This is a genomic window from Pseudoalteromonas 'SMAR' (assembly GCF_048515945.1).
Classification (GTDB): domain Bacteria; phylum Pseudomonadota; class Gammaproteobacteria; order Enterobacterales; family Alteromonadaceae; genus Pseudoalteromonas.
Window position 1 is genome coordinate 24,638 of the sequence record NZ_JBLWMW010000005.1, and the last position, 19,982, is coordinate 44,619.

The following is a 19,982-nucleotide window of genomic DNA, read 5'->3' on the forward strand; positions in this document are numbered from 1 at the left end:
AATGTGACGAACGCCAGCCCAGTGCTTAGCTGCCCCTTAGGCAGCTAACAATAATTAAGGCGCCAGCGCTTTTCTGGTGTACTCCCCATGCCCGCATTCAGCGCAAGCAGGGATCTCAATGGCGTAATAAACATCTACTTTATGGCCACAATTCTTACACACTAATTGCCCTAAGGCTATCCATTCCCCTTGTTTGTATATGCCCTGATGCTCAAAGTCTTTTAATAAGGCTGACCATTCCAGCTGAGTGCGGTCTTCCAACTGCGAAATTTCGAATAAAATGTTGGCCTTTAACTCAGCCCATGCCACCTCATCGTAAAAGCTTTTATTTTCCAATAGGTGTTCAAGATCGCGTTTTAAGTAGTAACTGTAGTCTTCATAGGTTTGCTTGGTGTACTCCTTAAACTCACTTTGCGCCTGCCAAAGTCGCTTCGACAGCTCATCGAGCTCATGTTCTTTGACATCTTTTAGCCAGTCACTAAATTGATTTAACCACTTTTGATAACTTGACATCTTGCCACTCCTAACACTTGGCACACTCTGTAAGTGTAGAACAAATCAGTTATTTTTCATCATTACAGGTGAAGCTGAACGTGGTTAAAAAGTACCACAGCAGATAATAAAACGAGTTTCCCCCTCACTGACTTGGTGCAAAAGCCATTAGGTTTTAAAGACTTTCACTAACGCCTGCAACTTTGAAGCCAAGGCTTTCATTTCATCAGAGTGAGTTTGTACTTGCTGAATTTTCGCCATACCACCCTGCCCAGCGGTGACAGCTTCATTAATGTTTTTACTCAGCGCTTCTGCTACGGTGCTCTGCTCCGAAACGGCTGAAGAAATATGGCTAGACATATGAGTAATAGATTCAATTGAGCCGGTAATGCTTGCCAAAGATTCACTGGCAAGATTAGCAGCAGACATGCTTTCCGCTCCTTTATCTTTACTTTTTTCCATCACCGCAACCGCTGATTCTGAACCTTGTTGCAGCTGATTAATGGTGTCATGGATCTCCGCGGTGCTGGCTTGAGTCCTACTGGCAAGAGAACGCACTTCGTCTGCTACCACAGCAAAACCTCGCCCTTGCTCACCTGCTCTGGCCGCCTCAATTGCAGCATTAAGCGCAAGTAAGTTGGTTTGCTCTGCAATCGATTGGATCACATCGAGCACCGATACAATCCCCTGCACACTGGTTTCCAGCGAACTTATCACTGTTGCCGCGTCATCGAGTTGTTCAACTAATTCTTCAATCGCATGTATAGATTGCTGAAATGCCTGACTCACTTTGTCAGCTTCTGTGTTAGCGGTTTCGGCAGACTCTAAGGTGTGTTTAGAGTTGTTTTCTATTTCAACCGCGGAAGAGGCCATTTCGGTGATCGCGGTAGCAATTTGATCTGTCTCCGTCTGCTGCGAGGTCAAAAACACAACCCCTTCAGAGCTAACATGATTAATGTTTTCCGACACCACAAACGAGTCATCAACCGACTTTTTGACGTGGTTTATTAACTCGGCAATTTTATTCTCAAACTCATTAAATGAAGAAGCAAGCCGGCCAATTTCGTCGTCTCTTTTTACTGTTATTTTTTGCGTGAGATCTCCCTCACCACCAGCAATAGTAGCCATCTTATCTGCCACTTCGTTCAGTGGCGATGCCACTAAACGCTGGAAAATAAATGATAAAACCGCCACGAGGATCCCACCTAGCAACACCACTTTTATTATCGAACCAAAGGCAAGTTCGAGTAACGCACTGTCTATAGGATTGGCGTCAACGTGAATGACCAGCCAACCGACCTCGCTTTGACTGCTACCATCGTCAAACACCAACTTACTTTTGAAAACGCTTTGCGTTTCTTCACCTTTGGTCTGAGCAAAAGTGCCACCTTCTAAATCCGTTACCATAATTTTGGCAATGTTTTCAGACTTGGCCTCCGCTTCGATGAATTTTTTAGCTTGCTGCTCCTGAAAATTCCAAACTGCCGTAGGTAATGCAAGAGACATTCGCTCCTGCGCTAACCGCACCTCTGTATCAAGCTTTTGTTTGAGTACCGAACTTTGCGTAACGTAATCATACGCACCAAACATCAACAACACAGACCCCATGGCAATCAGGGTCATCAATACAAGCCGAAAAAGTATCGATTGGGTCAAGGCGAATACTCCTTAATTTAAATATTGGTTCATAATGCTCTGAACATCGATTTTCTTCAGCCCTGAGTTGTAAATTTGCTGCCATTTTTTGCCTTCTGCATCGTTACGAAAAGCAATGTATAACTTTTTTTCTTGTAACAACTTCGCATTCATCTCAACTTGATCTTTAAAGCGCCCTAAAGAAGCATCGGTTTGCAATAAGTAATTCAACACATTGGCATCGATAACCGCAGCTGGGATCCGCTTAGCCCCTACTTTTTTGACATTAAGTACATCCGAAGGCACCGCCTCGCCTTTAATTGCACCACTGGCTATCATGGCATCTAGCTCCTCGGTGTTGACGTAATCTTGCACCACCCCAATTTTCATCCCTTGCAAATCACTTACCGAATTAAAGCTCACTGGAGCAGCCTTGTTTTGCACTAAACCCAAAGGACCAGAGCCCATCGGATCTGAGAAGATGAATTCTTGAGTGTCATAAAAGTATTCGGGGAAATAACCAACGTATTTAGACCCTGCTGAAGAAGCGGATTTTACCGCCCTTGACCAAGGAAAAAAATCAACTTCTAAGGTGTGACCTTCAGCAGCAAATGCCGCTTTAGCAACGGCCACTGACGCACCTTGTTCATTCAGGGTTTTGTCAGAATACGGTGGCCAAGATAACGAGGTTAGATGAACGGTGTCAGCACTTGCTATCCAAGATAAGGTGATTGCCAGCAATGCAAATAGTGTCTTCATAAAGCCTTTCCTCAAAAATAAGGGGTGTGAAACAGGTTTAGTCAGGCTACATGCTATAAACAATCAACGTTGCTCATTTCAACGCCATGATTTTGAGTTGAGCAAAACCAATGTCAGCATGGACCGTCGCGGTGTACCCTGCGTACTACCAACATAACCATAAAAAGCGTTCCTAATTAAATGCTAGTCTAGTTTTAAAATATGTAAAAATTTTGACTCAAACCATATAAAAAGAGTCGGCCTAGATAAATACCTTGGTATGAGGTTCACAGCTGAAAAAATATGGCGCTTAGGTGCTGTGATTAGCGCCGTATTTCGGGTATGCTATCGGACAATTTTCTACTAATTTTGCCAGATGTTTGGACACTTAAATGCAAGAGCAATATAACCCGCAAGATATCGAAGCCAAAGTACAGTCGTACTGGGAAGAAAATAACACCTTCAAAGTTGTTGAAGACGAGAGTAAAGAGAAGTACTACTGCCTCTCAATGTTCCCATACCCAAGTGGACGTCTTCACATGGGTCACGTGCGTAACTACACCATTGGTGATGTGGTTTCTCGTTTCCAGCGCCTGCAGGGCAAAAATGTGATGCAGCCAATGGGCTGGGATGCTTTTGGTCTACCAGCAGAAAATGCCGCGATTAAAAACAACACCGCACCGGCGAAGTGGACCTACGAAAACATTGACTACATGCGAGACCAACTCAAGCAACTGGGTTTTGGTTATGACTGGGACCGTGAAATCGCCACCTGTCACCCAGAGTATTACAAGTGGGAACAGTGGTTCTTCACTAAGCTTTATGAAAAAGGCTTAGTGTATAAAAAGATGTCAACGGTGAACTGGGATCCAGTGGATCAAACCGTGTTGGCGAACGAGCAGGTTATCGACGGCCGCGGCTGGCGCTCAGGTGCCATTGTCGAGCAAAAAGAAATTCCTCAGTGGTTCATCAAAATCACCGATTACGCTCAAGAGCTATTAGATGATTTAGATAAGCTTGAGCACTGGCCTGAGCAAGTTAAAACCATGCAGCGCAACTGGATTGGCCGCTCAGAAGGCGTAGAAATTGACTTTAAGCGTGCCGACAACAACGACAGCTTCACCGTGTATACCACTCGTCCAGATACCTTTATGGGCGTGACTTATGTTGCCGTTGCTGCAGGCCACCCTATTGCCCAAGAAGCCGCTCAAAATAGCGAAGCGGTATCGCGCTTTGTGGAAGAGTGTAAAAACACCAAAGTAGCCGAAGCCGACATGGCCACCATGGACAAAAAAGGCATCGCCACTGGTTTTTCTGCGATTCACCCACTTACCGGTGAAGAAGTACCTATTTGGGTCGCGAATTTCGTCCTAATGGATTATGGCTCAGGTGCGGTAATGGCCGTTCCGGGTCACGACCAACGTGACTATGAATTTGCTACTGCTTACGGTCTAGAAATCAAGCAAGTTATTCAACCTAGCAGTGGTGCTGAGGTGGAAGCCGATTTATCAAAAGAAGCCTTTACCGAAAAAGGCACCTTAATCAACTCGGGTGAGTTTGACGGTCTTGATTTTGCCGCTGCATTTGAAGCCATTGCAAGCAAGCTAGAGCAGATGGGCGTTGGTAAACGCACAGTGAACTTCCGTCTTCGCGACTGGGGTGTTAGCCGTCAGCGTTATTGGGGCTCGCCTATTCCAATGCTCAACAAAGAAGACGGCTCGGAGCTGGCTGCAACACCAGAGATGCTGCCGGTGCGCTTGCCAGAAGATGTGGTAATGGATGGGGTTACCTCGCCGATTAAAGCCGACCCTGAATGGGCCAAAGCCAGCGTCAATGGTGAGACCGTATTCCACGAAACCGATACCTTCGACACCTTTATGGAATCCTCTTGGTATTATGCCCGTTACTGTAGCCCTCGCTACGACGAAGGCATGCTTGAGCCAGGTGCGGCAAACTACTGGCTACCGGTAAACCAATACATTGGTGGCATTGAACACGCCATCCTGCACCTACTGTATGCACGCTTCTTCCATAAGCTGTTACGTGACTTTGGCTTGGTTAACTCCGATGAGCCGTTTGAACGTTTATTGTGTCAAGGTATGGTGTTAGCCGACACCTACTACCGCAAAGACGAAAAAGGTGGCGACGTTTGGATTGCCCCTACCGATGTCGAAACCGAAACCGACGACAAAGGTCGCATTATCAAAGCTTGGCATAAAGACGATGGCGAACCGGTGTTCTCGGCTGGCATGAGTAAAATGTCGAAGTCGAAAAACAACGGTATCGACCCGCAAACGGTGATCAAGCAATACGGTGCCGACACCGTGCGTTTATTTATGATGTTCACCGCTCCGCCAGAGCAAACCCTAGAGTGGTCAGATTCTGGAGTAGAAGGTGCACATCGCTTCCTACGCCGTATTTGGAAATACGCCGTTGACGTTAAAGCCGTAGGCAAAGCTGAGCTTAATGTTGCCAAACTTAACTCAACGCAAAAAGCATTGCGCCGCGAAATTCACAAGACCATCGCCAAAGTAAGCGACGATATTGAACGCCGCCAAACTTTCAATACCGCGATTGCGGCTATCATGGAGCTCTCGAATAAGCTCATTAAAGCGCAGATCGCCGACGAGCAAGATGTTGCTCTAGCCAACGAAGCGCTGGAAGCCATGATCATTATGCTGGCTCCTATCACGCCACACCTGTCACACGAATTGTGGACTGAGCTGGGTAACTCAGGTGATGTGCTCGATGCTGCTTGGCCAAAAGTAGATGAAAGCGCATTGGTTGAAGACGAAAAGCTCATTGTGGTTCAGGTTAACAGCAAGCTGCGTGCAAAAATCACAGTGGCTGCAGACGCCAGCCAAGAGCAAGTAGAAGCCATTGCCTTTAGCGAAGAGAACGTCACTAAGTTTACCGATGACAAGACCATTCGTAAGATCATTTATGTTCCAGGTAAGCTGCTTAATGTGGTTGCAAACTAAGATGCGCGGCCTATTTGGCATCAGCAAGCTAGCCATTGTGCTAGCTTGCTTGTTAGTGGCAAGCTGTGGCTTTCACCTTAAGCAAGCGTCATATTTGCCCGCCGATTTAAAGCAATTGACCCTCAGTGGCGACGATCGCCGCTCGGCTTTGTTTGAGCAACTGCAGGCGGATTTAAAACGCGCTCAAGTCTCGTTGCAACCTGCCAACCCGCAGTCGGCAGCCGAGTTATACCTGTACAATGACTCATTAGAGCGACAAACCTTGAGCTTGTTTAAAAACGGCCAAGTGGCGCAATACGAGTTGGCTTACCGGGTAAGATATCGCCTCACTCGCCCCGACCAAGCACCGGTTGAGCAAATGTTTGAACTGTATCGAAACTACCAAGATGACCCAGATAACGCCTTGGCCAAAGCCAAAGAGTTGGAGCTGATCCTCTCGGAAATGCGCCATCGCGCCAGTCAACGCATCATCAGGGAGTTATCACAACTGTAATGCGCTGTTATGCCAATCAATTACCACTTCAACTACAAAAGGGCTTAGCGCCATTTTATTTGGTGTTTGGCGAAGAACCCTTTCAGCAAGGTCAGTGTGTCAGTGCCATCCGTCAAACGGCTAGGCAACAAGGGTTTGATGAGGTCATCAAGTTTGCTCAGCTGCCAGGCTTCGATTGGCAAGAACTGAGTGCCCAATACAATAGTATGTCACTGTTCAGCGCTCGCACCTTAATCGAGTTTGACTTCAATGAGCAAAAGGTCCCCAGCGCTGGGGTCAATGTCTTGAAGTCATTGGCACAGCAAATCAATCCAGATGTGGTGATTATTTTTAAAGGGCTAGGAGCGGGCCAAGATGTGCAACGAACCGCTTGGTTTAAGGCACTCGAGAAACCAGGCTTATTTGTACCTTGCTATGCCCTCAGTGGCCGTCATTTAGAGCGCTGGCTTGATGAGCAATGTAAACGCTTAACGCTATCATTGAGTGCCACGGCGAAACGCGCTTTATTGCAAGCAACGGAAGGAAACTTGCTGGCCTGTTATCAAGAGCTAGAAAAGCTCTCTTTGTTGTTTGGCAAACAAGCCATCGATGAACAGCAGCTGGTAAGCGGCCTGTTGAACCAAGCGAAGTTCGATATTTTCGACCTCAACAGTGGTTTACTCAGTGGCAATATCAAGCACATTGTTAAGGTGATGAACAAACTTGCCCACGACAATGTTGAGCCTGCCAGTATTCTTTGGACTTTACAAAACCAAGCGCGAGTGTTGTTAGGGGTAAAATCACTGTGGCAATCAGGTACGCCGCTGCCAGAAGCCTTTAAAAAACACAATGTCTGGAAAAACCAACAAGGGCCCACGCAACAGGCATTAGACCGCTTGACCACAGAGCAATTAAAACAGCTGTTATCACTGATGGCGGATTTTGACAGTGCTTACAAAGAAGCCCGTGTCACCGCTCCTTACCAAGCATTGACGCATATTGCGCTGTGCTTTGCCAAGCCATTAGCCATTGACTTACCCATCAGTTGCAAAGAGGTCGTATGATTGCACTGTTTGGCGGTACTTTTGATCCCCCGCATTTAGGTCACCTGAATATGGCCAAGCATTGTGTAGCAGAGCTTGGTCTTACTGAGCTGCGTTTCTTGCCTTGCGCCATTCCAGTGCATAAGCAACGCCCCAGTGTTACTGACGAAGACCGCCTCATCATGCTTGAAAAGCTGCTGCAAAATGAGCCAAAGCTCTGTATTGATACCCGTGAACTAGAGCGCCACGGGCCCTCTTACACACTCTTGACTTTGCAGGAGCTGCGGCAGGAAAACCCCAACTCTGGGATAGTATTTTTAATGGGCATGGACTCGTTTAACAGTTTGCATAAGTGGTATCAGTGGCAGGAAATCGTACAGCTTTGCCATATTCTGGTCTATCAACGCCCAGGGGAAACCTTGCAGCCAGATACTGAGGTGCAACAATACCTACAACAGGCTCAGATGAAAGATAAAAGCCAACTCCATCAGCAACTCGCTGGCGGCTGTTATTTCTTATCGGGTGCGCAAAAAGACGTGGCCTCAAGTGATATTCGCGCCGCGATTAAACAGCAAAATACCACCGCTTTGGAACCATGGCTGCATCACTCAGTCATAGAATATATTGTTCAACAACAGCTTTATAGCGAACAATAGCAACGCTCTATAAATGGGCAAGCTCGGTTTTGGCGCTACAAATACGGCAAAACCATGTTAAAATCACCGATTATTTGTAATAAAGAGATAGCAACTTGGATTCACAACAATTATTAGATTTCGCGCTAGACAAAGTCGACGACATGAAAGCGCGTGATATTGTCAAACTTGACGTTCGTGATGTGTCATCAATAACCGATTATTTAGTTATTTGCAGTGGTAATTCTAAACGCCACGTGCAATCCATTGCCGATCACGTTGCCAAAGAAGCCCGTGATGCTGGTGAGCCGCCTATTGGTCAAGAAGGCCAAGACATTGGTGAGTGGGTATTAGTAGACCTAGGCGACGTGGTTGTCCATGTGATGCAAGACCAAACCCGTGACTTTTATGACCTAGAAAAGCTTTGGGGCTAGTGTGAAAATACAACTCATCGCCGTTGGCACCAAAATGCCAAAGTGGGTTGAAACCGGTTTTAGCGAATACCAACGCCGCTTTCCCAAAGATATGCCGCTTGAACTGCTGGAAATACCCGCAGGGAAACGCGGTAAAAACGCCGATATAAAGCGTATTTTGCAACAAGAAGGTGAGAAAACCCTTGCCGCCATCCCGAAAGGTAATCGTATTGTGACTTTAGAAGTCACCGGTAAGCCATGGGACACCCACCAGTTAGCGCGTAATATGGAAAAGTGGCAGCTCGATGGCCGTGATGTCAGTTTGCTGATCGGTGGGCCTGAAGGCTTAGCACCTGAGTGCATTGCTGCTGCAGAGCAAAAGTGGTCACTGTCAACCTTGACACTCCCCCACCCGTTAGTTCGTATTATCGTTGCCGAAAGCCTGTATCGCGGCTGGAGTCTGAATAACAATCACCCGTATCATAGGGAATAATAATGCTCAAAAAAAGGCCGACGATAAGGGATCATTCAGCTGAGGCAAACCTGTTTGCAAGAAGGGCATTTGTCGGCTTTGTTTTTGTGGTTATCGTGATCGGTATCCTGTTTCATAATGTCTATAACCTTCAGGTGGTAGAGCACGAAACCTACCGCACACGCTCCAATGACAATCGCATTAAAGTTATTCCTGTGGCCCCTAACCGCGGGCTAATCTATGATCGCAATGGTATTTTGCTGGCTGAAAACCGCCCAGTTTACAACCTTGAGGTGGTACCCGAAGAGGTCGATGACTTAGCGACGTCTTTACAACAAGTGAAAGCCCTGATTGATTTACCTGATGAGCGCATACAAGAGTTTAAAAAAGAGATAAAACAACAACGACGCTTTAAAAGTCAGGTATTAAAAGGTCGGCTTAACGAACAAGAAGTCGCCATTCTTTCTGTTAACCAACATCGTTTGCCAGGCTTCAGTGTCGAAGCCCGACTATCGCGCTATTACCCTTACGGCGATACCCTAACTCATGCACTGGGTTACGTGGCTAAGCTCAACAAAAAAGAGTTGTTTGAGTTGGAAATGGAAGGCCGCGCTACCAATTACCGTGCCACCCATGATATTGGTAAACTGGGGATCGAAAAGTTTTACGAGCAACAGCTCCATGGCCAAGTCGGTTCACGTCGGGTTGAAGTGAATAACCGCGGCCGCATCATTCGCACTCTCAGTATGGAAGCGCCGCAACCAGGAAAAGACTTGGTGCTGACCTTAGACATCGGCTTACAACAAATAGCCCAAGATGCCTTGCAAGATATGCGTGGCGCCATCATCGCCATGGATCCCAAAGACGGCGGCATTCTAGCCCTCTACTCCAATCCCAGCTACGACCCCAATTTATTTGTTCATGGCATCAGTGGTAAAGATTACCGCGCCCTACTCAACCCCGACAGGCCACTTATCAACCGTGCCACACAAGGCCGCTACGCCCCAGCGTCAACGGTCAAACCGCACTTGGCCATTCTGGCATTGGAAGAAGACATCGTCCAAGAAGACACCGAAATTTGGGATCCTGGCTTTTTTCAAATCCCTAACGTGAAGCACAAATGGCGTGATTGGCGCTCATGGGGTCATGGCCATGTTGACGTGTACAAGGCAATAGAGCAATCATGCGATACCTTCTTTTATGAAACCGCTTATAAGCTCGGTATTACCAAAATTAGTAACTTTATGCAGCAATTTGGCTTTGGCGATCTTTCCGGCATTGATATTCATGAAGAAACCTCCGCTATTATGCCGTCGGTTGACTGGAAGCGCGGCCGCTATAAAGAAGCCTGGTATCCTGGAGATACTATCTCTGTGGGCATTGGCCAAGGTTACTGGACGGCAACGCCAATGCAAATTGCCAACTCGGTGAGTATTTTGGTTAATCGTGGTGCTCATAAACAGCCTCACCTAGTGCAAGTATCTAAGCAAGATAGCGAAGTAGAGCAACTTTTCACTGAAGAAAAACCTCCGGTGACACTAAAAGATCCTCATAATTGGGACATTGCACTGAAAGCCATGCGCAATACCGCCAAGATAGGTACCGCTAAAACCGCTTTCAAAGGCGCCGACTATTTCCCGGCCGGTAAAACCGGTACTGCGCAGGTGGTCAGCATTGCCCAAGGTGAAGAGTACGATGCCGAGAAGCTGGATGAACGACTGCGGGATAACGCCATCTACGTGGGCTATGCGCCGTTTGACGATCCGCAAATTGTGGTGGCCGTGGTGGTGGAAAACCAAGGTGGTGGCAGTACCGTTGCAGCCCCCATTGCCAGAAAGGTCATGGACTATTACTTTGCCATGAACCCACTTAGCCAGGAGGAAGCCAATGACGCCACTGACTAAACCCCGCTCTTGGTTTGAAAAGGTGCATATCGACTTACCTTTGTTCGCTGCGCTGTTAGCCATGATGATGGGAAGCTTAGCGGTCGTTTACAGTGCCAGTGGCCAAGACATGGGTATGATGATGCGTCATGCTACGCGCATGTTCGGCGCCTTGCTCGCCATGCTATTTATGGCGCAGTTCTCCCCCAGCACCTTAAAGCGTGTTGCCATTCCCGTTTATTTAGTGGGCCTCGGCATGCTGGTGGCGGTATTATTTGTGGGTGTCAGCAGTAAAGGCGCTCAGCGCTGGTTAGATTTAGGCATCACCCGCTTTCAACCATCAGAGATAATGAAGCTGGCGGTGCCGATGACGGTGGCTTGGTTTATTGGCCGCTCTCACTTACCTCCCAGTATTTGGAACTTAATCGTGGGCTTTGCCATTGTGTTAGTGCCCACCATTTTAATTAAAGAGCAGCCCGACTTAGGTACTTCTATCCTGATTGCCAGCTCGGGAATTTTTGTGCTGTTTCTGGCAGGGCTCAGTTGGCGACTGATTGGTTCAGGGTTATTACTGGCTATTCCTGGCGGCTATGCTTTTTGGCACTATGGCATGCATGCCTACCAAAAGCAGCGGGTATTAACCTTCCTAGACCCAGAAAGTGACCCGCTGGGCTCCGGCTATCATATTATTCAGTCCAAAATCGCCATTGGCTCAGGTGGGGTTGAAGGCAAAGGCTGGCTCCATGGCACGCAATCACAATTGGAGTTTTTACCTGAGCGTCATACCGATTTTATCTTCTCGGTGTTAAGCGAAGAGTTTGGCTTATTAGGGGTGACCATCTTATTGAGTTTATATTTGTTTATCATTGGTCGCGGCCTGTATATTGCCGTACAAGCGCAGGATGCCTTCAGTAAACTGTTGGCGGGGGCATTAACCCTTACCTTTTTTGTCTATGTTTTTGTTAACATCGGTATGGTATCAGGGTTACTTCCTGTGGTTGGCGTGCCCTTACCATTAATTAGCTATGGTGGCACATCCATGGTGACCTTAATGGCGGGTTTTGGCATTATTATGGCCATCGCAACAGATAAGAGGATGTTGTTAAAATAATGAAAAGCTTAACACCACACAGCATGCCGCTATTGCTAGCGTTACTGACCATGACGTTATTGTCGGCTTGCTCCAGCCGTTATCATATGCGCCATGACAAAGCGCCGCTGCGCACACCAACCGAGTTAGAGATGCAAGATGCCGTGGTCACTAACGAGAAAAAAAGCGCCAGTGCTAACCGTCCCTACGTCGTGCTTGGCAAGCGCTACACCCCCATTTCCGATGAACATGGTTATGTCCAAGAAGGGATTGCCTCGTGGTATGGCCGTAAATTCCACGGCTATCACACTTCTAATGGTGAAATTTTTAATATGTTTGACATGACCGCAGCCCATAAGACCCTGCCGCTGCCGAGTTTTGTCAAAGTGACGAATTTAGACAACGGCCGCAGTGCCATTGTCCGCGTTAATGACCGTGGTCCGTTCCATGATGACCGTCTGATTGATTTGTCTTACGCCGCGGCCTACCGCCTTGGCTACCACCACCAAGGTACAGCTCGGGTTAAGGTAGAAGCCATTACGCTATCGCGCGAAACGCCGCGCTTGACCTACGTGCAAGTGGCAGCCGCAAGCAAACTCGAGAACATAAAGCTGGTGGCAAACCAATTACAGCAAGAGCTCGGTCTTGCCACCCCAATCGCCTACGAAGATAACCTGTATAAGTTGCGCGTAGGCCCGATTGCAGACGATAATCAAGCACAAAAATTACTCAACACCTTAAAAAAAGGTCAATTTAAACGTGCTTTCTTGCTTTACAGTGAGCAGGAACTTTAGAATAAACCTATTAGCCTGAACTCCCGATGGATTAACTGCCTAGGGGCAACGAAGGTTGCAATGACAAGCAGGCAAGAATTGCCGATAAACTAAAAAGCGAGCATGATGACTTCTATCAAACCAAAAATCGTAAAAAAAGTCCTCGGACTGGTGTGCACTTTCTCAATCATGAGTGCCAGCGCACAGATTATTCCTTCACCGCCACAAGTGAGCGCCAAAGGCTACTTTCTAGTCGACTACACCACTGGGAAAGTCATTGCCGAAGGTAATCCAGACACTAAGCTTGCTCCAGCCAGCTTAACCAAGATGATGACCAGTTATGTGATTGGTGTGGAGATAGAAGCGGGTAATATCAGTCCCAGCGATCAAGTGACCATCAGTGAAAATGCTTGGGCGAAAAACTTCCCTGAGTCTTCAAAAATGTTTATCGAGGTCGGTAAGCAAGTCAGTGTTGAAGACTTGAACCGTGGCATTATCATTCAGTCTGGTAATGATGCCTGTGTTGCCATGGCCGAGCACATTGCCGGCAGCGAAGGCGCGTTTGCCGATCTGATGAACGCCCACGCAGAAAAACTGGGCATGACCAACAGCCACTTTGTTAACAGCCATGGTCTAGATACCAATGAGCACTACACGACACCACGAGATATGGCCACCCTTGGTGCTGCGCTTATCCGTGACGTGCCTGAAGAGTACGCGATTTACAAAGAAAAATCGTTTACCTTTAACGGCATTAAGCAATATAACCGTAACTCGCTACTGTGGGATGCTAGCCTCGACGTCGACGGCATTAAAACTGGCCACACCTCAGAAGCCGGCTACAGCCTAGTGACTTCTGCAGTTAAAAACGACATGCGTCTGATTGCAGTGGTAATGGGCACAGACAGTGAGCGTGCCCGTAAGGTAGAAAGCAAAAAGCTACTGAACTATGGCTTCCGCTTTTTTGAAACCATCACACCTTATCAAGCTGGCGATGCCTTTGCAGATCAACGCGTTTGGATGGGCAACAAAGAAACGGTTTCATTGGGAATTATGGAAGACACCCCGATCACTATCCCGCGTGGGCAAAGTAAAAACCTAAAGGCCAACTTTGAACTGGATAAAACGCTGCAAGCGCCACTGGCGAAAGGCACCAAAGTGGGCACCCTGTTTTTACAGCTAGAAGGCGAAGACATTGCACAATATCCGCTGGTTACGCTGGAAGAAATTCAAGAAGGCGGCTTCTTCTCTAAGATCTACGACTATCTTCGTTTACAGATAGCGCAATAACCTTACTTTAGGTAAGGATGGAACGCCCAGTACGGGCGTTTTTTTTTGCGTCAAAAATGATAGAATGCAGCAATTATCTGGTATTGAGCCAAAGCGTGCTATGACTCGTATCAGCAAGTAGTCAGTTTTGAGGACACCACTGTGGTAAAACCGGTTAAAAATACTAAGTTTGATGAGTACTTAGAGTTTCCTTGCCCATTTACGTTCAAAATTATGGGCCTGGCAAACGTCAATTTAACGGATCAACTTGTCGCCAAGTTTCAAGAATTAGCACCTGGCGATTATGCCCCTAAAGTAAAGCCAAGCAGTAAGGGCAATTATGAGTCAGTCACGCTAGTTGCTACCGTCACTAGCAAAGAGCATATTGAACAAATATACACTGAGATCGGCAGCCTAGACGACGTACGCTACGTCCTATAATTGCGAGAGGTTGCGATGGCATCGGGTAAGTTGATTGTACGCCAATTAGGACTTCGTAGTTACGAGCCCATTTGGCAAAAAATGCAGCATTTCACTGACAACCGTGATGACAACACGGCGGATGAAATATGGCTAGTTGAACACCAGCCAGTATTCACTCAGGGACAAGCCGGCAAGGCCGAGCATATTTTGGCTCCTGGGGATATCCCTGTAGTCAAAGTCGATCGCGGCGGCCAAGTCACCTATCATGGTCCTGGTCAGCAAATGATGTATGTGTTATTCAATTTACGACGTCTCAAAATTGGCGTACGTGAGTTAGTGACTTGGCTTGAAGAATGTATTATCGGTGCCCTTGGCGAGTATGGCATTAACGCGTACGCCAAGGCCGATGCCCCTGGGGTATATGTTGATGATAGCAAAATAGCGTCGCTTGGCCTGCGAGTGCGCAGGGGATGTTCTTTCCATGGCTTGGCGCTTAACGTCAATATGGATTTGAGCCCATTTCTGCGTATTAACCCCTGTGGTTATGCCGGAATGAACATGGTGCAATGCAGCGACTTAAATGGACCACCGAGCGTCACAGAGGCCGGCGCTGGCTTGGTCAAACACATGCTAGAACGTATAAACGCCGAGCATGTTGAATACACTGAAGGGTTTGAAAACGAATGAGTAAAGCAGTCAAAATGGAGCCTGGGGTAAAGCTCCGCGATGCTGAAAAAATGGCATTGATCCCAGTAAAAGTGATGCCAACAGAACGCGATGAAATGCTCAGAAAGCCAGATTGGCTTAAGATCCGCTTACCAAAGTCGAGCGAGCGCATCGATGGCATCAAACAAGCAATGCGTAAACACGGCTTGCACTCTGTTTGTGAAGAGGCGTCTTGCCCTAACCTCTCAGAATGCTTTAATCACGGTACGGCTACCTTTATGATTTTAGGGGCCATTTGTACCCGCCGTTGCCCGTTCTGTGATGTTGCTCATGGTCGTCCGCTAAAACCGGATGCTGCAGAGCCGGAAAAGCTGGCACTGACCATTAAAGACATGAAACTTAACTACGTGGTTATCACTTCAGTTGACCGCGACGACTTGCGTGATGGCGGAGCCCAGCACTTTGCCGATTGTATTCGCGAGATCCGTAAACACAACCCTGGGATCACCATTGAAATTCTGGTACCAGATTTTCGTGGCCGCATGGACCGGGCGCTGGAAATTCTTAGCGAAACACCACCCGATGTCTTTAACCACAATCTCGAAACCGCACCACGCTTGTATAAACTGGCGCGCCCGGGAGCGGATTATAAGTGGTCGTTAGAGTTACTACGCCGCTTTAAGGAGATGCACCCAGAAGTGAAAACCAAGTCTGGCTTGATGGTGGGACTCGGTGAAGAAATGAGTGAAATTGAAGAAGTGCTGCGTGACCTTCGTGAGTACAAGGTTGATATGTTGACTGTGGGTCAATATCTCCAGCCTTCAAAACACCACCTGCCAGTAAAGCGCTACGTGCCACCGGCAGAATTTGACGCATTGAAAGACTATGCCGATGACATTGGTTTCACCCATGCCGCTTGCGGTCCATTTGTGCGCTCAAGCTACCACGCTGACCAACAAGCCGCAGGCAAAGAAGTAAAATAACCACTACCACAACCGTGGTGTTAAAAAAGCCGCTCATCGCGGCTTTTTTGTGGCCATTCGTTGGCGTAAACTTAGCTATGCAGCCACAGCCCTTAAATCTGGGCAGCTGTCATCTTTCATTTACTTAATTTGCCCCGCTGTAAACTTGCCTGTCATGGCAAAACTATTTCAATTGTGCGTCATTCGTTATATCTTGCCACTCCAGAAAATAATAATCAGGGGCAAAACGTGCTTAAAAATAAAACGCTGGGCAGCATGCTGATTGTCGCAGGGACGACCATCGGTGCGGGCATGCTAGCTCTGCCCATCGCATCTGCAGGGCTGGGGTTTTCTACTGCCATCATTTTACTGGCCGCCACTTGGCTACTAATGACCTATACTGCATTACTCATGTTGGAAGTGCATCAGTATGCCGATCAGAACGCCACCTTAAATACACTGGCAAAAAACTTATTGGGTAAACCAGGACAGTATATTGCTAACTTCTCCATGATCTTTTTATTTTATGCCCTGTGTGCCGCCTATATCGCTGGCGGTGGCTCTCAGCTACAAACCAAACTGATCAATTTAGTTGGCAGTGAGGTCTCACCTCAAGCCGGCTCAATTCTATTGGCCTTAGTGATTGCCACCATTGTCACCTTAGGCACCAGCACGGTCGATAAGCTGAATCAGTTGCTATTCACCATTAAAGTAGTGGTATTAGCCAGTTTATTTTTTATCTTAACGCCCTACGTCCATGGTCAGCACTTAGTCGACATGCCGGTAGAGCAAGGTTTAGTGATCGCCGCCATTCCTGTCATTTTTACTTCGTTTGGCTTTCATGGTTCAATCCCGTCTATCGTAAAATACGTGGGCGTCGATATTCGTCAATTGCGCAGAGTGATGATGTTTGGCGCCTCGCTGCCACTCATCATTTATGTCTTTTGGCAATTATTAAGCCAAGGCGTAATGGGTCAAGAAAGCCTAATGGCCAGCAAAGGGTTACCTGGTTTCGTAAGCAGTATTTCTGCCATTGCTCACAACGACAATGTTCAAGTGTTTGTGACGGTGTTTGCTGACTTAGCGCTGGCGACTTCGTTCTTAGGTGTGAGTTTAGGACTGTTCGACTTTTTTGCCGATACTTTGAAAAAGCAAAACACCAGTAAAGATCGCATTAAAACCGCGCTAATTACCTTTTTGCCACCGCTGGGCTTTGCCTTGTTTTATCCTAAAGGGTTTATTATGGCACTGGGTTACGCCGCCATTGCACTGGTTGTGTTAGCGGTTTTTCTGCCCGTTGCCATGGTCTGGAAGCAACGAAAAATACGAGGCGCTGAAGGCTATCGAGTGAAAGGGGGTAACCTGGGGCTGGGGTTAGCCGCTCTGTTTGGGGTAATGATTATCTCTTCGCAATTTATGCAAATGGCGGGATTGATCCCAAGTCTTGGCTAAACGCCACTCAGGACTAGCTGCTTAGCAGCTAGTCTCCCCTTCTTGCTTTAGGTCTTGCGTCGCCAAGCGCTGCTTTCTTAGCTGCCAAAAGCTTATTACCGGCACAAACGCCAGGCACAAGGTGGCAACATTGACGATGGGAATAATAGTTGGATACAGGTAAGTAGAATAGGACATGTCCATCAAATGTCGGTCTACTAGCCGAAAGAACTGCAGCAAAGGCGCAGGAATAATGATGATTTGTGCCAACACACTTTGCCACATATAGACTTTATCTTTTACTGCCCAATAAGCAATAATCGCCATAAAGATGATGTCGTTTAATGCCCAAAAGAAGTAGCGGTAGACTTTATCATCATCAAAGTCTCTAATGATACCATCGGTAAAGTTGCCCACAATATAGAATATTGCAATCAATGCAGCATAGCGCAAAGCTTTTATATCACCAAGCAGCGCACAACACACCACTGCCAGCAGTGAAATAGGAATGCTATATTGCACAAAAAAGAGCCGTATCGGCTCCCAATAATCTAACATATTGCTGAAGTGTGATTAGTTATTTTCTTTGTCATCGTCGCCGCCTTGACCATTGCCACCTGGTAAGCGGAAGTTCTGCGGCTTTTGAGTTAAAATCACTGGGTTTTCTCCTTAAAATTTCACTAAGCAAAACAATAGCTAATCCGCTTTCATTTGGCAATAAAATGTAATTAATTTTCTCTTACTTCAATGGGATCAGACTCTTTCGGCTTGCCTTGCAGAATAGAAATCTCTACACGGCGGTTGCGGCGCCTGTCAGCGTTGGTTTCATTAGGAACCAACGGCCGAGTGTCGGCGTGCCCTACTACCACCATGCGGTTTTTATCAAAACCCGGAACTCCCTCCATTACGCTGGCTACCGCCACCGCTCGAGTGGCAGATAAGTCCCAGTTATTGGAATAAAGCTCATTGGTAACGCGAAAATCATCGGTGTGGCCTGATACGGTGATTTCGCCAGGTACGTCTTTAAGTAACTCGGCAATATCTTCAATCACAGGCTCAAATTTGGGCTGTAAAAACGCGCTACCGGCGGGAAAAGAGCCGTTCTCTTGAATGCGGATAATGATTTGTTGCCCCAGTGACTCCAGTTCAATAGCGCCGTCCATAATTTGCTTTTCTAACTGCTGCGCTATCTTTTTCACCAACTCGTTAACTTGCTCTTGATCGGCAGAAGCAACAGCCTGTGTAGAGGCCTGTTGCTGGGCAGTACTGGAGGACTCGCCGCCGCGTTTATTACCACGCTGCTCTTGACGACCGCCAGCTGATGACTCATCGCCCGCTTGAAACTCGAGCATTTGCTGGGTCATCTCCACGGTTTGCTGTTGAATGGTTTCAATGGGAGTGGGTTCAGGTTTACCCGGCGTGAATTCCATCGCAATGACACTGGTGCCCTTGGGAATGTCTTTTACTTCAATTTTGTTTTGTACCCCGAAGGCAAACTTCATGGATCCTGCAATCTGCTTAAACTTAAGCACGTCCATTTCTGAAAAAGCCAATAGCAATACGAAAAAGCACATTAACAACGACATCAGATCGGCAAACGTCCCCATCCAGGCCGGCAGCCCAGGCGGTGGACATTTACATTCTTTTTCATCTGACATAGTTACTCCTCGGCCTCGACACCACGCTTAGACTCAGGTAAATAATTTTTCAGAATACCTTCAATGACTTTCGGGTTTTGACCATCTTGAATGCCTAAAACCGCATCCAGAATGAGACGTTGGTTGCGCTCTTCTTCGTCTTTACGCAATTCCAACTTGGTTTGAATTGGGATGGCAACCACGTTGGCTAAGAAGGCACCATACAAAGTGGTTAATAGTGCCACGGCCATCGCCGGACCAATGGCTTTAGGGTCATCCATGTTGGATAGCATTGCCACTAACCCGATAAGGGTACCAATCATCCCCATTGCCGGAGCAATATCTGCCAGTGATTTAAATAATCCCGCCCCCATTTCATGGCGATTGGTCGTTAATGCAATGTCTTTTTGTAAGGTAGCACGTACCACGTCGGCATCGTGACCATCCACCAGCATGTCTACGCCCTTACGCATAAACTGGTTGGGAATTTCCGCTTCTTCCAGCGCCAAAAAGCCCCCTTTACGAGCAGAGTCAGCAAGTTCAACGGCTTTTTCGATCAATTCTTCTGGGGTTTCAATTTTGAACATAAAGGCCTTTGCGGCCACTTTACCGATGCCAAAGAACTGACCTAAGGTAAAGTTGGATAACACGATGAAGATCGAGCCACCAAATACGATAACGACGGAAGGCGTGTTATAGAACATCGCGACCTGGCCATCACTACTTAGTACCATAGACATAATAATCAAACCTATGGCACCCAGGATCCCTATTACCGTTGCTAAATCCACATGTCCTCCGAGGGAAGTTATTTGTGATAAATCACGCAGTTATTATTATTCGGTTTATCGGCAAGTTTTGCTACAACTTAACACTATTATATTAAAAAGTGTTTAAAATGCGAGTTTATAGCAGATCTTGTGATGACGATACGCACTGGGATCAAAAAGTCGCGGGTTTTTTTGAC

The 19,982-nt window shown here is 47.1% G+C and carries 20 protein-coding genes; 14 read left to right on the forward strand and 6 right to left on the reverse strand.

The window, feature by feature from the left end:
• Positions 1 to 54: 54 nt before the first annotated feature.
• From ACNKW2_RS03645 to ACNKW2_RS03655, 3 genes are all read right to left on the reverse strand, one after another.
• Positions 55 to 513 carry a zinc ribbon-containing protein gene (locus ACNKW2_RS03645; RefSeq protein ID WP_419147331.1) on the reverse strand — a complete coding sequence of 153 codons (459 nt, stop codon included), beginning with the start codon at positions 511 to 513 and terminating at the stop codon, positions 55 to 57.
• Positions 514 to 660: 147 nt separating this feature from the next.
• Positions 661 to 2,148 (reverse strand): methyl-accepting chemotaxis protein, encoded by a 1,488-nt coding sequence (locus ACNKW2_RS03650; protein WP_419147332.1) that lies wholly within the window; start codon positions 2,146 to 2,148, stop codon positions 661 to 663.
• 12 nt (positions 2,149 to 2,160) lie between these two features.
• The gene (locus tag ACNKW2_RS03655) at positions 2,161 to 2,886 is read right to left on the reverse strand and encodes a substrate-binding periplasmic protein (protein WP_419147333.1); all 726 of its coding nucleotides are present in this window, start codon (positions 2,884 to 2,886) and stop codon (positions 2,161 to 2,163) included.
• 371 nt (positions 2,887 to 3,257) lie between these two features.
• On the opposite strand from ACNKW2_RS03655, the gene leuS reads away from it, so the two are divergent.
• The 14 genes from leuS (at position 3,258) to ACNKW2_RS03725 (ending at position 17,399) form a co-directional block, all read left to right on the forward strand.
• Positions 3,258 to 5,846, forward strand: coding sequence for a leucine--tRNA ligase (gene leuS, locus ACNKW2_RS03660; protein ID WP_419147334.1), 2,589 nt, complete (start codon positions 3,258 to 3,260; stop codon positions 5,844 to 5,846).
• Positions 5,830 to 6,339, forward strand: a complete 510-nt coding sequence (locus ACNKW2_RS03665; protein ID WP_419147406.1) for an LPS-assembly lipoprotein LptE — start codon at positions 5,830 to 5,832, stop codon at positions 6,337 to 6,339. Before leuS ends, ACNKW2_RS03665 begins: the two co-directional genes overlap by 17 nt.
• Positions 6,339 to 7,382 (forward strand): DNA polymerase III subunit delta, encoded by a 1,044-nt coding sequence (gene holA / locus ACNKW2_RS03670; RefSeq protein ID WP_419147335.1) that lies wholly within the window; start codon positions 6,339 to 6,341, stop codon positions 7,380 to 7,382. Before ACNKW2_RS03665 ends, holA begins: the two co-directional genes overlap by 1 nt.
• A complete protein-coding gene (gene nadD, locus ACNKW2_RS03675; RefSeq protein ID WP_419147336.1) occupies positions 7,379 to 8,017 on the forward strand; it encodes a nicotinate-nucleotide adenylyltransferase in 639 nt (212 codons plus the stop codon). The genes holA and nadD overlap by 4 nt, the downstream gene beginning before the upstream one ends.
• 95 nt (positions 8,018 to 8,112) lie before the next feature.
• Positions 8,113 to 8,430 (forward strand): ribosome silencing factor, encoded by a 318-nt coding sequence (rsfS, locus tag ACNKW2_RS03680; RefSeq protein ID WP_336569140.1) that lies wholly within the window; start codon positions 8,113 to 8,115, stop codon positions 8,428 to 8,430.
• Between the two features lies 1 nt (position 8,431).
• Complete coding sequence (gene rlmH, locus ACNKW2_RS03685; protein ID WP_336569139.1) at positions 8,432 to 8,902, forward strand: 23S rRNA (pseudouridine(1915)-N(3))-methyltransferase RlmH; 471 nt, start codon at positions 8,432 to 8,434, stop codon at positions 8,900 to 8,902.
• A 2-nt stretch (positions 8,903 to 8,904) separates the two neighbouring features.
• A complete protein-coding gene (gene mrdA / locus ACNKW2_RS03690; RefSeq protein ID WP_419147337.1) occupies positions 8,905 to 10,785 on the forward strand; it encodes a penicillin-binding protein 2 in 1,881 nt (626 codons plus the stop codon).
• Positions 10,769 to 11,875: a rod shape-determining protein RodA gene (rodA, locus tag ACNKW2_RS03695; protein WP_419147338.1), complete on the forward strand. Its 1,107-nt coding sequence runs from the start codon at positions 10,769 to 10,771 to the stop codon at positions 11,873 to 11,875. The genes mrdA and rodA overlap by 17 nt, the downstream gene beginning before the upstream one ends.
• Positions 11,875 to 12,648 (forward strand): septal ring lytic transglycosylase RlpA family protein, encoded by a 774-nt coding sequence (locus ACNKW2_RS03700; protein ID WP_419147339.1) that lies wholly within the window; start codon positions 11,875 to 11,877, stop codon positions 12,646 to 12,648. Before rodA ends, ACNKW2_RS03700 begins: the two co-directional genes overlap by 1 nt.
• A 105-nt stretch (positions 12,649 to 12,753) precedes the next feature.
• Positions 12,754 to 13,917 carry a serine hydrolase gene (locus ACNKW2_RS03705; protein WP_419147407.1) on the forward strand — a complete coding sequence of 388 codons (1,164 nt, stop codon included), beginning with the start codon at positions 12,754 to 12,756 and terminating at the stop codon, positions 13,915 to 13,917.
• A 141-nt stretch (positions 13,918 to 14,058) separates the two neighbouring features.
• Entirely contained in the window at positions 14,059 to 14,337 is a 279-nt protein-coding gene (ybeD, locus tag ACNKW2_RS03710) for a DUF493 family protein YbeD (protein ID WP_336569134.1), read from the forward strand.
• Between the two features lie 15 nt (positions 14,338 to 14,352).
• Complete coding sequence (gene lipB, locus ACNKW2_RS03715) at positions 14,353 to 15,006, forward strand: lipoyl(octanoyl) transferase LipB (RefSeq protein ID WP_419147340.1); 654 nt, start codon at positions 14,353 to 14,355, stop codon at positions 15,004 to 15,006.
• Positions 15,003 to 15,968, forward strand: a complete 966-nt coding sequence (gene lipA / locus ACNKW2_RS03720; RefSeq protein ID WP_336569132.1) for a lipoyl synthase — start codon at positions 15,003 to 15,005, stop codon at positions 15,966 to 15,968. The genes lipB and lipA overlap by 4 nt, the downstream gene beginning before the upstream one ends.
• A 228-nt stretch (positions 15,969 to 16,196) precedes the next feature.
• Positions 16,197 to 17,399, forward strand: a complete 1,203-nt coding sequence (locus tag ACNKW2_RS03725) for an aromatic amino acid transport family protein (protein WP_419147341.1) — start codon at positions 16,197 to 16,199, stop codon at positions 17,397 to 17,399.
• A gap of 21 nt (positions 17,400 to 17,420) precedes the next feature.
• Here ACNKW2_RS03725 and ACNKW2_RS03730 read toward each other — a convergent pair whose 3' ends face one another.
• The 3 genes from ACNKW2_RS03730 to pomA all read right to left on the reverse strand — a co-directional run bounded on the left by ACNKW2_RS03730 (position 17,421) and on the right by pomA (position 19,806).
• Positions 17,421 to 17,900, reverse strand: a complete 480-nt coding sequence (locus ACNKW2_RS03730) for a hypothetical protein (protein ID WP_419147342.1) — start codon at positions 17,898 to 17,900, stop codon at positions 17,421 to 17,423.
• A gap of 206 nt (positions 17,901 to 18,106) precedes the next feature.
• On the reverse strand, positions 18,107 to 19,036 hold the full coding sequence (locus ACNKW2_RS03735; protein ID WP_336569129.1) for a flagellar motor protein MotB: 930 nt from the start codon (positions 19,034 to 19,036) through the stop codon (positions 18,107 to 18,109).
• 2 nt (positions 19,037 to 19,038) lie between these two features.
• A complete protein-coding gene (gene pomA, locus ACNKW2_RS03740) occupies positions 19,039 to 19,806 on the reverse strand; it encodes a flagellar motor protein PomA (RefSeq protein ID WP_336569128.1) in 768 nt (255 codons plus the stop codon).
• Positions 19,807 to 19,982 lie beyond the last annotated feature (176 nt).

Bases quoted from the DNA above. Each gene is read 5' to 3' on its own strand.
- ACNKW2_RS03645 (WP_419147331.1), bottom strand. From the start codon at position 513: ATGTCAAGTTATCAAAAGTGGTTAAATCAATTTAGTGACTGGCTAAAA.
- ACNKW2_RS03655 (WP_419147333.1), bottom strand. From the start codon at position 2,886: ATGAAGACACTATTTGCATTGCTGGCAATCACCTTATCTTGGATAGCA.
- leuS (WP_419147334.1), top strand. From the start codon at position 3,258: ATGCAAGAGCAATATAACCCGCAAGATATCGAAGCCAAAGTACAGTCG.
- ACNKW2_RS03665 (WP_419147406.1), top strand. From the start codon at position 5,830: ATGTGGTTGCAAACTAAGATGCGCGGCCTATTTGGCATCAGCAAGCTA.
- holA (WP_419147335.1), top strand. From the start codon at position 6,339: ATGCGCTGTTATGCCAATCAATTACCACTTCAACTACAAAAGGGCTTA.
- nadD (WP_419147336.1), top strand. From the start codon at position 7,379: ATGATTGCACTGTTTGGCGGTACTTTTGATCCCCCGCATTTAGGTCAC.
- mrdA (WP_419147337.1), top strand. From the start codon at position 8,905: ATGCTCAAAAAAAGGCCGACGATAAGGGATCATTCAGCTGAGGCAAAC.
- rodA (WP_419147338.1), top strand. From the start codon at position 10,769: ATGACGCCACTGACTAAACCCCGCTCTTGGTTTGAAAAGGTGCATATC.
- ACNKW2_RS03700 (WP_419147339.1), top strand. From the start codon at position 11,875: ATGAAAAGCTTAACACCACACAGCATGCCGCTATTGCTAGCGTTACTG.
- ACNKW2_RS03705 (WP_419147407.1), top strand. From the start codon at position 12,754: ATGACTTCTATCAAACCAAAAATCGTAAAAAAAGTCCTCGGACTGGTG.
- lipB (WP_419147340.1), top strand. From the start codon at position 14,353: ATGGCATCGGGTAAGTTGATTGTACGCCAATTAGGACTTCGTAGTTAC.
- lipA (WP_336569132.1), top strand. From the start codon at position 15,003: ATGAGTAAAGCAGTCAAAATGGAGCCTGGGGTAAAGCTCCGCGATGCT.
- ACNKW2_RS03735 (WP_336569129.1), bottom strand. From the start codon at position 19,036: ATGTCAGATGAAAAAGAATGTAAATGTCCACCGCCTGGGCTGCCGGCC.